The organism is Pandoraea sp., from assembly GCF_004297875.1.
In the GTDB taxonomy this organism is placed as follows: domain Bacteria; phylum Pseudomonadota; class Gammaproteobacteria; order Burkholderiales; family Burkholderiaceae; genus Pandoraea.
Map to the genome: position 1 here is coordinate 1 of NZ_SCSK01000050.1, position 9,762 is coordinate 9,762.

Below are 9,762 nucleotides of genomic sequence, written 5' to 3' on the forward strand. Positions count from 1 at the left end.
CGCCATGGTGGTGGGTTCCAGTTGTGGGTTGCCTTCGACAAGCAATATTCTCCATCAACTGCCACCGCCTTCTCTGCCCTCCGCCGACCTCCCTCCGTACACCAGATTCGACGATAACTCGACCATGACTGCTTTCAAGCGCATGCGCGCGCGCTGGAAATCCCCACAGGCCACGCCGGAGAATTTCGCCCGGGCGCTGGAGCACGGCGGCCTGCCCGCGACTGCCCAGCGAATCCGTGACGCCGCGGAGCTGATCTAGGGAGTCGCCTCAGACCGGGCGGCTCGCCCTGTAAGCGCTGAAAATTTCGGCATTCATTCGTGCCGCGAGCTGCTGCGATTCATGCATCAGCGATTGGAGCTGCTTCAGGTTATTTTGATGCGCCGCCCAAACCTCGCTGCCGACAATCGCCTCAAAATCCATTTTCGTGGGCGCCTTGAAATTCTCGTAAGCATCCAGTCGCTCAATTCTTTGGACGATGTCCTGAATGCGTCTGACGGTTGGCGATAGCCGGGCATTGCTCAGCATCCAGGTCTTCCACTCCTTGTTGCCTTTTGATTGATTGCATTTTCCGCACGACGGCACGAGGTTGCGGATTTCCGAGATATACCCTGTCGGCTTCTTATCCTTGACCAACGGGTGGAGGTGATCCCACTCCGAAACACCATCCCCGCAGTATGCGCACCGGAATGTGTCAAACGTCATTCCAAGTAATTCCAGAGCCTGTTTTACTTCTTCAGCGCTGGGATGTATGACAGGAATGATTGCGTTGATAAACGCGTTTGTAATGCTCGAGGAACGCCCCGTGATCTTCATCGGGGTTGGCATTCTGAATAGAGAAAGATAGTCCATCGCAGTCGCTCCCCGATCTCGCAGATCGCTTCCCCACACACGCTACGCCGCATGCCGCCGATACAAGGCCAGCGAGCCGGCCAGCGCAACCAGCGCGGCACCGGAGATTCGCTCCAGCCAGAGCGCTCCCGAGGCCTTGAGCAAGCGAATCGCCCGCGCGCCGAGCAGCGAATATCCGAACATGATCGTGCAATCGAGCGCGGCGAAAGTGGCGGCCAGCGCCAAATATTGCGGCGCCAGCGGCGCGGATGGCGCAATGAACTGAGGCAGGAACGCGGAGAAGAACAGATACCCCTTCGGGTTGGTGACTGCGGTCAAAAAGCTTTTCAGGAAGATCGCCGAGTTGCTGCCGCGCGTTGCATCGCCGTCGATATTTGCGACGCTCAATGAGCCCTTCGACAAAATCATTCTGATGCCGATGTAGCCGAGATAGACTGCGCCCACCCACTTGACCACGGTGAACCAGAACACCGACGCCGCGAGCAGCGCGCCGAGTCCGAGCGCCACCGCAAAGATCAACACGAAGTCCGATGCGACGGCGCCGGCGAACCCATAGGCGGCGCGGCGCAGGCCGTGGCGGGAGCCGTTGGTCAGCGCCAGCAAAACCGTTGGCCCGGGGGTTGCGATACCGACAAAAGCCACAGCGGAAAAAATAAGCAACGTGCTTCCATGCATGAGGGGCTCCTTCTGTGCATTCGGACAGGATCGGCGGCTCGCCGGGTTGCCTGCTTTCACCCTGGCGTATACGGATCCCACGCAAGTCAGCGCATGTTATCCCGAAATGACCATTGGTACACTGGCAGCCTGCTCACCCATGGAATCTGATGCACATGTCGGAGATTGTCATATCGCTCGATCACGCAACGCCGGCCGACGCGCCGACGATTGCAAAAATTCATGCGCTGAGTTGGCAGGCGACGTATCGAGGCCTGCTGCCCGACCAGTATCTCGACAAGGAAGTTGACTCGGAGCGCGCGGCATACTGGACGGATCGCCTCGGCAAGCCAGCCGAATTCAATCGGCTGATCCTCGTCGCGCGCTGCGCGACCACCCCGATAGGCTTCGTCTGCGCGGAACAAAGCGATGCCACCGGAAGCGAAGTCCTGCTCGACAACCTCCATGCCCTGAAGGATTACCAGGGCTGCGGAGCCGGCAAGCTGATGATTCGCGCGGTGCGGGACTGGGCGCGCGAACTTGGCGCGGCGCAGCTCTATCTCTACGCCCTCGAAGGCAACTGGCGGGCGATGGAATTCTATGAGCGCCAGGGCTGGCAATTGGCCGGCACCAAGGTCGAGCAAATGGGCGGCCATACGGTCAACGCCCGGCGATATATTTATCCGCTGGCGGCCGTGCGCGCAGACGGGGCGGTTGCGGCCGGTCAATAACCCGCAGGCGCAACAAACCCGCCGAATTCAGCTTCCATCATTTGAGCCAGTTTGAGCAGCGTGCGATCCGCCAGAAACGGCCCGACGATCTGCACACCGATCGGCAGCCCCTGCGACGATACACCGATCGGAACGGACGCTGCCGGCAAGTCGGCAAGCGCGGCAACGCCGGGCCACACGAGTTGGCGGCCATACGGATGGAGCTCGCCGTCGATCCGTATCACGAGTGCACTTTCTCGTGTCGCGCCAGCATGAGCACGAACTGTGAAATTTTCCGGGCCCGGGTTTCCGCTTTTTTGACGGTTTGAATCCGGAAAAGCACTGCGTATCGATTACGGCTGTCGAGCGTCTCGAAGAAATCCTTTGCTCGCGGATTCCTGTCGAGCTCCGCCTGAAAATCATCCGGCACGGTCGCCTTGCTGGCCGAGTCGTAGGCGGCGTCCCAGCGTCCGTCGATCTTCGCGCGCTCGATCGCCGCGAGCCCGGCCGGCGTCATGGCGCCCGCCTCGATCAGCGCCAGCGCTTTTTCCCTGTTGATTTTCGACCAAATGCTTTGGTCCGAGCGCCGGGTAAATTTCTGCAGCCAGAACTGCTTGCTGTGAGCTTTCTTTTGTCCATCGATCCATCCGAAGCAAAGCGCGATTTCGATCGCCTCCTCGTATGAGACGGACGACGCTTCGGCTCGCTTCCTGGCGATCTGAAGCCATACGCCGGGGGATGTGGCGTGATGTTCGTTCAGCCAGACCGACCAATCCTGTTGCCGCTCGAAGCGATGGATCGGCAACTGTGTGGCTGGCTTGGGTCGAGACGTCATGCGTGGCTCCAGGGGCGTGGGCTCGATAGACTGCTGCGCGCTGGGTTCTCATCTTAGCAGTGCTGCAGTACATTGATCGCCCGGCTCGCCAGCAGCGGCTTTGCATCACGAGCGTATGCCGCCATGTGAGCCGAGACCTCACGCCCCAAAAACCGGCGTCCCATCCAGCTGTTGGAGACGCACGTCACCGCACCTCCAAATTCGCCCGGCCTTGCAGGTTGCCGGCGCTGGCCAGCACCAGTTCGCCGTCGAGGTCCTCGGGCGACAGCACGAACTCGCTCGATTCCATCGTTTTCGATTCGGGCAACAGGAGAAAGCCGATCAACAGGCACAGGTAGATCAGCACAGACGATTGAATCGCGCGCTCCAGGCCGATGTAGTGGGCGAGCAGTTCGGTCACCGAGGGGGCAGCGATCGAGACGATCCGGCCGATGCCGAGAGACCAGCCGAAGGCCGACGCGCGAATTTCGGTCGGGAAGATTTCGCACAGCACGATCAGTGCGATGGTCCATTCGAACCCGATGAAGGTCGAGCCGAGGAACTCGAGAATGCCGAACGATTGCAGCGACAGATTGCCCTGCCACCAAAGGAAGGTCACAACCATACCGATCACGCCGCCAATCAGCGCCGACCTGCGACGCCCGAAACGATTGGCGGCCAGCACCGCGATCGGGATCCCGAACATGTCGCCCGCTACGAACAGCATCGTGAACCAGCCGGCACTGGCCGGCGTCATGTGGTACGTGCCGACCACGTAGGCCGACAGATAAAACGCCAGCGCGTAGTAGCCATAGGTGATTGCGATGGCGATCAGGATAGCCGCGCCCAGCCGGCGCCGATATTTTGGCATGCGCCACGCCTGGCCGAGCGTGGTCTTCTTGGTGTTGAGTTTCTTCAATGCCTCGAGCACGTGAACGAAGCGTGGCGACTCCTCCAGCCGCAGCCGCGCAATCAGGATCAGCGCGGTCGGAATCAGCGCGAAGAAATACGATGCGCGCCAGCCAAAGCGCGGCACCAGGGTTTCGAACACGAAGATCGTGAAAAAGTAGCCGAGCCCCCAGAATGCATATGTCAGGCCAATCGCTCGCGCCATCTTCGCGCGCGACCAGACTTCCGACACATATGGAAACCCGACCGAAAACTCTCCGGCTCCGCCCACGCCGGTCACGCAACGCAACCCGCCGAGCATCAGCAGGTTATTCGACAAACCGGTCAGTGCGGTCGCCACACCGTAGCCGACGATCGACACGCCCAGCGTCAGGCGCCGGCCCAACCGGTCGGCGAGTACGCCGAACAGAATGGTGCCGAAGGTATAGCCGATCAGAAACACCGAACCGAAGGTGCCTGCCAGCACGTGGGGCGAGACATGGAAATCCTTGGCCACCAGTGGCACGGTGACGGTGTAGATGACCGACGCGAACGCATCGAAAAACAGGCCAAAGCCGGCCGCGAATGTGATCAGCCAGGCCGCGCCGACGCTCAGTGTATTGGGGGATGCCAGTGAAGCGCGATTCGATTGCATGATTTTATGTCTCCTCTCTTCTCCGAAATGGACCGCGGCGATCATCTGGCGGCCTCGATACGCAGTCGTCGCTCAGCGCATATAGATGCCGCCGTTGACGTCGACCACGGTGCCCGACAGATAGCTTGCCTCGCGGCTGCACAGAAAGCGCATCGCGTGCGCGACTTCCCGCGGCTCAGCCAGCCGGCCCAGGGGGAACCGGTTCAGGTCGTGATGCGCGCCCTCGGTCATGGGTGTGACCACCGGACCCGGCGCGACGCCGTTGACGCAAACGCCATGCGGCGTTGCCTGCTGGGCAAACCAGCGCACCAGCGCATGAATGCCGCCCTTGCTGGCCACATAGTGCGGGCTCGACATCAGTCCGCCAGCCCAGCCGGCAATCGAGCCGCACAGTACGATCCGGCCATAGCGGCGCTCGATCATCGCCGGCATGAATGCGCGCACCAGATTGATGGGCCCGCGCAGATTGACATCGATCACGCGATCGAACGCCGCGTCCCAATCAGCCGCCATCCAGTCGTCCTGCGGCCAGATCCCGGCGGCATCGACCAGCACGTCGACCGGGCCGATCCGCGCGGCGATCGCATCGACCTCGGCACGGCTGGCAACATTGCAGCGATGCACCGAAGCGACGCCGCCACGTCCCGCATTGGTCGCTTGGGCTTGCGCTGGGTCGCGAATATCGAGCAGATGCAGCGCTGCGCCAGCCTCGGCAAGCAGCGCGGTGACTTGCAGGCCGATCCCGCCGGCCGCGCCGGCGATCACGACGCGTTGGTTATCGAAGTCCGTCATGCCGCCTCCCGAGGTGGATGAATCGACGAATCCGGCAGGCCGCCGGCACCGGCGGGCGAGTTCGGAAAGCCGCCGTAGGGCGCCCATCCCGTTCCGGCCACGTACCCGCCGTCGCAGTTGACCGTCGCGCCCGTGACCGCGCTGGCGGCCGGCGACAGCAGAAACAGGATTACTTCGGCGATCTCCGTCGGATCGAGCAGGCGCGCTTGCGGCGTGGCGTCGACGATCGCCTGGAAGTCTTTGTCGGTGCGGCCGTTGCGCCGTACAAACGGCGTGTCGGTCCAGCCCGGTGCGACCGCGTTCACGCGCACCCGGCGCGCCGCCCAGTGCGCGGCCAACGCCTCGGTCAGATTCACGATCGCACTCTTTGCCGCGCCATAGGCCAGTACCGGCCCCGGCCGATGCGCGAGCACCGATGCGAGATTGACGATGGATGCCGGGGCACCTGACTGCGCGAGAGCGCCGCCAAACACCTTGCATGCGAGATAGGTGCCGCTCAGGTGCGATTCGAGCACGCGCGACCACTGTTCGAGCGACGTGTCTTCGATCGATGCGGGCGTGGGCGCTATCCCAGCGCAATTGACCAGCCCGTTGAGCGGAACCTCGACCGAGCAAGATACGAGTTCGCAGACCTCTCTGAGTCGCGCCTCGTCAGTCACGCTTGCGGTGAAGCACTGCAACCGCCGCGGGTACCGGCACGCGAGTTCTTCGGCGCGCGTGATGTCCAGATCGACGATTACCGCGCTGGCGCCTCTCTCGAGAAGCAGCCGCACCGTTGCCAGACCAATGCCGCTGCCGCCGCCGGTGACAACGGCCGAGAGCGCACGAAATGTGGAATTCGCACTCATGAGGCGCGCATCCAATGGCCGGGCGCAGCATTGCCGGACTCCGGCGGCTCAGTATCGCCCCATCGGGCGACGAGCCCGGCACCGGACTCGAAAACCGTCGCCGGCAAATACCGAGAAATTCTTAAACTATGTAGTAAATTAGAAAAACCCTGCATTTGCCGCCTCCCTCACCCGGTTCCAGACGATCTCCAAATTCCCCGAATATTCAGCTGAAAGCGTGATCAGTTTTACGCCTGGAGCGATGCTTGAGAATTCGGGTAAACGCCAATCACGACTATTGACATATCTTTATTACTATATAGTAATTGAAATGCAGAGAGACGAAATTCCCTGCAACGTCGCCTCGGGCGCGCAGCGAGCCATCAGGAGGCAGCGCTGCGCGCGGCGATGCGCGGCCGGCATTCACTCGATATGATTTGAAGTCCAACAAGGAGAGAGGTTATGAGCAACACGCGAGCCGTCGACACTGAGTCCGCACGCCGATACGACGCCATCATCGTCGGCGCCGGATTCTCAGGTCTATATCAACTTCATCTGCTGCGCGATCGCCTCGGCCTGAACGTGCGGCTGCTCGAGGCGGGTGACGGCGTGGGCGGCACCTGGTACTGGAACCGCTATCCGGGCGCGCGCTGCGACTCCGAAAGCTACTACTACTGCTATACGTTCTCCGATGAGCTGCAGGATGAATGGCACTGGAGCGAGCGCTATCCCGATCACAACGAGATTCGACGCTATCTGAATCATGTGGCGGACCGGCTCGAGCTCAGGCCGAACATACAACTCGGCACGAAGGTGACCGCTGCGAGCTATGACGACACGGAAAATAGCTGGCACGTCTTCACTGAGCACGGTCAGTGTTTCAAGGCGCAGTTTCTGATTACCGCCGTGGGCTGCCTGTCCACCGCGAACATTCCATCGATTCCGGGCCTGGCCAGTTTCGCGGGCGAGCACTACCACACGGGGCGCTGGCCCGAAAACGGCGTGTCGTTCGAAGGCAAGCGCGTGGGGCTCATCGGCACGGGCTCCACCGGCATTCAGGCCGCGCCGGTCATCGCGGAGCAGGCCCGGTTCCTGACCGTATTGCAGAGAACAGCGAACTACAGCGTGCCGGCGCGCAACGGCCCCATCGATCAGAGCTTTCGCGATTGGGTCGCGGCCAACCGCGAACAGATTCGCGCCAAGGCGCGCGCCTCGATCAACGGCCACCCATTCGACGTCCCGGAACGCAGCGCACTCGAAGTATCTGCCGAAGAGCGCGAAGCCGCTTATCGTGCCGCGTGGGAACGCGGCGGGCTACGCTTCCGGGCGACTTTCAAAGACCTGTTGACCGATCGGGCCGCCAACGAGACAGCATCGCAATTCATTCGCGAGAGAATCCGTGAAATCGTCAAGGATCCTGCGACCGCGGAAAAGCTGACGCCTCGCGACCACCTGTACGCGACCAAGCGCCCGCCGATCGATACCCGCTACTTCGAGACCTTCAACCGGAATAACGTTGCGCTGGTCGACCTCAAGGCAACGCCGATCGTCGAGATCGTGCCACAGGGAATTCGCACCACCGAGGGCGTCATTGAACTGGACATGATTGTATTTGCCACCGGTTTCGATGCGCTGACCGGGCCGCTGATCGCGCTGAATATCAAGGGCCGCAACGGATTGCCCCTGAAAGACGCCTGGGCGCATGGACCGCGGACTTACCTCGGGCTGCAGTCGCCGGGCTTTCCCAATCTGTTCACGATCACGGGGCCGGGCAGTCCGTCGGTGCTGACGAATATGCCCATCGCCATCGAGCAGCATGTCGAGTGGATCACCGAGTGCATCGCCAGGATGCGCGACCGGGGTGCGACGCGGATCGAACCGTCGGTCACCGCGGCCGAGCGCTGGGTTCAGCATGTCAACGAAGCTGCGGAGGCGACGCTGCTCCCGATGGCCAGTTCGTCCTGGTACCTCGGCGCCAACGTGCCCGGCAAGCCACGGGTTTTCATGCCTTATGCCGGCGGCATGGCGCATTACAAAGATATCTGCAACGACATTGCCAGCAAGGAATACGAGGGTTTTCTGATCAATTGAACCGACGCCGTGCGGTGCCGTACCCGCCGGCGCCGTGTGCCAGCCGCGGCCCTCGCGCTAGATCGAGATGCGCGGGCCGCCGGCCGGCAGGTACAACTGCTGATAGAACACCGGCTCACCCGCGGGGCTGCTGCCCATGATCTCCAGGTGCGTGCCATAGGTTTTGTGGGGCAAGCCCAACGCTTCGGCGACATAGCGAGGCAACAGCGCGGTGCGCACGGTGTGCATGATCCTTGACACCGACACATCGTAGAGGTCTTTGATCAAGTGCACGAAATTCTCGCTGCGCAACGTCTCGAGCGGCGCGTCGGCGAAGTGCGGGAAGCGCATCGCGTCGATATAAAAGAAACTGAGAAAGTTGTAATCTTCGGCCACGATCACGCGATCAAGGCGCACGATGCGCCGATCATCGCTGTCACGGCACAGCCAGCGAGCCCACGCGGCATCCGACTCGACTTCGACGCGCCGCGTGACCGAGCTGGTCATGGGAATGAAGCGATCGCCGTCGGCCGAAAGCATCTGGAAGATCCAGGGCGCGCCCAGGCGCTTTTCACGGGGAATGATGAAGGTGCCGCGGCCGCGCTTGCGCTGCACGTAGCCTTCGCTGACCAGCGAGCCGACCGCTTTCTGGATCGTCCCCAGACTGAACGGAGTAATCGCGGCCAGCGTCTGCTCCGTCGGCAACTTATCACCGTCAAGCCAGTGACCGTCCTCGATAGCCGCGATCATCACCGCCTTCAAGTACTCGTGCTTGAGCGGATTGTCAGGGGTTTTCGATTGATAGAGCTCAAAGAAATTGTCGGTGGTCATGTCGTTACGATGTTCGCGGGGTGAGGCTCTGCGGCCGGATGCGGGCGATTTGCGCTCAGCACGCCTGCAACACGTTAATCACCCGGCTGGCCAGCAACGGCTTGGTATTGCGGCCGTATTCCGCCATGTGCGCCGAGGCCGCGTGCGCTCTCAACGCATCGGCGCTTTCCCAGCACTCGATGATGGCGAAGGTGTCGTCGCCGAGCGGGGTCTGGATCGCGCCGAAATTCGGTACGTCGACGACCGCCTCGTAGCGGATGCATCCCTGCTCGGCGAGCACCGCCGGGCGGTTTTTGTTGAACAGCGCGAGCACCGCGTCGCGCTGGCCGGGCAGGGCCGTGATGGTGGCAATGACGTGAATCATCCGGGCACTCTCCTTGGTGGGTTCGGTGTTCAATCTCGCATCGCATCATAGCCTTGTTCGGCCCGGCGGGTCGCCGGCTCGCCGCTTGGCCGGTCGGCGCTGCGCGGCAAGCGCCCGGATGCGTCGGGTGACCTCACCATCGCCGATGCCCGGGCTCCACACCTCCTTGCCGAAGGACGCTTTGCCCGCTAGTGCAGTGTTCCATTCTGTTTGGAACTTAAGTGACTGTTAGCGCGAATGACCTTCTGCAGGATGTCGCGCGCACTCTTGGTCCAGATGAATGGCTTGGGGTTGGTATTGTGGTGGG

The 9,762-nt window shown here is 61.9% G+C and carries 11 protein-coding genes and 2 pseudogenes; 3 read left to right on the top strand and 10 right to left on the bottom strand.

Annotation, left to right across the window (positions count from 1 at the left end):
- Window positions 1–259, top strand: a pseudogene (locus EPN80_RS15550) (hypothetical protein); the annotation flags it as partial.
- A gap of 9 nt (window positions 260–268) precedes the next feature.
- Here the strand turns inward: EPN80_RS15550 and EPN80_RS15555 are convergent.
- Window positions 269–850 (bottom strand): HNH endonuclease signature motif containing protein, encoded by a 582-nt coding sequence (locus EPN80_RS15555; protein WP_293029173.1) that lies wholly within the window; start codon window positions 848–850, stop codon window positions 269–271.
- Window positions 851–892: 42 nt separating this feature from the next.
- Window positions 893–1,525: a LysE family translocator gene (locus EPN80_RS15560; RefSeq protein WP_293029175.1), complete on the bottom strand. Its 633-nt coding sequence runs from the start codon at window positions 1,523–1,525 to the stop codon at window positions 893–895.
- A gap of 155 nt (window positions 1,526–1,680) precedes the next feature.
- Between EPN80_RS15560 and EPN80_RS15565 the strand changes: the two genes are divergently transcribed.
- Window positions 1,681–2,235, top strand: a complete 555-nt coding sequence (locus tag EPN80_RS15565; protein ID WP_293029177.1) for a GNAT family N-acetyltransferase — start codon at window positions 1,681–1,683, stop codon at window positions 2,233–2,235.
- On the opposite strand, the gene EPN80_RS15570 is transcribed toward EPN80_RS15565, so the two are convergent.
- From EPN80_RS15570 to EPN80_RS15590, 5 genes are all read right to left on the bottom strand, one after another.
- Window positions 2,229–2,459 carry an amidase family protein gene (locus tag EPN80_RS15570; protein WP_293029180.1) on the bottom strand — a complete coding sequence of 77 codons (231 nt, stop codon included), beginning with the start codon at window positions 2,457–2,459 and terminating at the stop codon, window positions 2,229–2,231. The two genes, EPN80_RS15565 and EPN80_RS15570, sit on opposite strands and share 7 nt — an antisense overlap.
- Window positions 2,456–3,049, bottom strand: coding sequence for a YdeI family protein (locus tag EPN80_RS15575; RefSeq protein WP_293029184.1), 594 nt, complete (start codon window positions 3,047–3,049; stop codon window positions 2,456–2,458). Before EPN80_RS15575 ends, EPN80_RS15570 begins: the two co-directional genes overlap by 4 nt.
- Window positions 3,050–3,233: 184 nt before the next feature.
- On the bottom strand, window positions 3,234–4,571 hold the full coding sequence (locus tag EPN80_RS15580; RefSeq protein WP_293029187.1) for an MFS transporter: 1,338 nt from the start codon (window positions 4,569–4,571) through the stop codon (window positions 3,234–3,236).
- 72 nt (window positions 4,572–4,643) lie between these two features.
- On the bottom strand, window positions 4,644–5,363 hold the full coding sequence (locus tag EPN80_RS15585) for an SDR family NAD(P)-dependent oxidoreductase (RefSeq protein ID WP_293029191.1): 720 nt from the start codon (window positions 5,361–5,363) through the stop codon (window positions 4,644–4,646).
- On the bottom strand, window positions 5,360–6,211 hold the full coding sequence (locus EPN80_RS15590; protein WP_293029194.1) for an SDR family oxidoreductase: 852 nt from the start codon (window positions 6,209–6,211) through the stop codon (window positions 5,360–5,362). Before EPN80_RS15590 ends, EPN80_RS15585 begins: the two co-directional genes overlap by 4 nt.
- Window positions 6,212–6,652: 441 nt before the next feature.
- Here EPN80_RS15590 and EPN80_RS15595 point away from each other — a divergent pair, with 441 nt between their 5' ends.
- Window positions 6,653–8,281 (top strand): NAD(P)/FAD-dependent oxidoreductase, encoded by a 1,629-nt coding sequence (locus EPN80_RS15595; RefSeq protein WP_293029197.1) that lies wholly within the window; start codon window positions 6,653–6,655, stop codon window positions 8,279–8,281.
- Window positions 8,282–8,338: 57 nt separating this feature from the next.
- Here the strand turns inward: EPN80_RS15595 and EPN80_RS15600 are convergent, their stop codons facing one another.
- From EPN80_RS15600 to EPN80_RS15610, 3 genes and pseudogenes are all read right to left on the bottom strand, one after another.
- Complete coding sequence (locus tag EPN80_RS15600) at window positions 8,339–9,091, bottom strand: GntR family transcriptional regulator (RefSeq protein ID WP_293029200.1); 753 nt, start codon at window positions 9,089–9,091, stop codon at window positions 8,339–8,341.
- Window positions 9,092–9,146: 55 nt separating this feature from the next.
- The gene (locus EPN80_RS15605; protein WP_293029203.1) at window positions 9,147–9,455 is read right to left on the bottom strand and encodes a putative quinol monooxygenase; all 309 of its coding nucleotides are present in this window, start codon (window positions 9,453–9,455) and stop codon (window positions 9,147–9,149) included.
- 188 nt (window positions 9,456–9,643) lie between these two features.
- Window positions 9,644–9,762: pseudogene (locus EPN80_RS15610) on the bottom strand (IS630 family transposase); the annotation flags it as partial.

What these genes read in the sequence shown, in the direction of transcription:
- EPN80_RS15555 (WP_293029173.1), bottom strand. Translation starts at nt 850, where the DNA reads ATGGACTATCTTTCTCTATTCAGAATGCCAACCCCGATGAAGATCACG.
- EPN80_RS15560 (WP_293029175.1), bottom strand. Translation starts at nt 1,525, where the DNA reads ATGCATGGAAGCACGTTGCTTATTTTTTCCGCTGTGGCTTTTGTCGGT.
- EPN80_RS15565 (WP_293029177.1), top strand. Translation starts at nt 1,681, where the DNA reads ATGTCGGAGATTGTCATATCGCTCGATCACGCAACGCCGGCCGACGCG.
- EPN80_RS15575 (WP_293029184.1), bottom strand. Translation starts at nt 3,049, where the DNA reads ATGACGTCTCGACCCAAGCCAGCCACACAGTTGCCGATCCATCGCTTC.
- EPN80_RS15580 (WP_293029187.1), bottom strand. Translation starts at nt 4,571, where the DNA reads ATGCAATCGAATCGCGCTTCACTGGCATCCCCCAATACACTGAGCGTC.
- EPN80_RS15585 (WP_293029191.1), bottom strand. Translation starts at nt 5,363, where the DNA reads ATGACGGACTTCGATAACCAACGCGTCGTGATCGCCGGCGCGGCCGGC.
- EPN80_RS15590 (WP_293029194.1), bottom strand. Translation starts at nt 6,211, where the DNA reads ATGAGTGCGAATTCCACATTTCGTGCGCTCTCGGCCGTTGTCACCGGC.
- EPN80_RS15595 (WP_293029197.1), top strand. Translation starts at nt 6,653, where the DNA reads ATGAGCAACACGCGAGCCGTCGACACTGAGTCCGCACGCCGATACGAC.
- EPN80_RS15600 (WP_293029200.1), bottom strand. Translation starts at nt 9,091, where the DNA reads ATGACCACCGACAATTTCTTTGAGCTCTATCAATCGAAAACCCCTGAC.
- EPN80_RS15605 (WP_293029203.1), bottom strand. Translation starts at nt 9,455, where the DNA reads ATGATTCACGTCATTGCCACCATCACGGCCCTGCCCGGCCAGCGCGAC.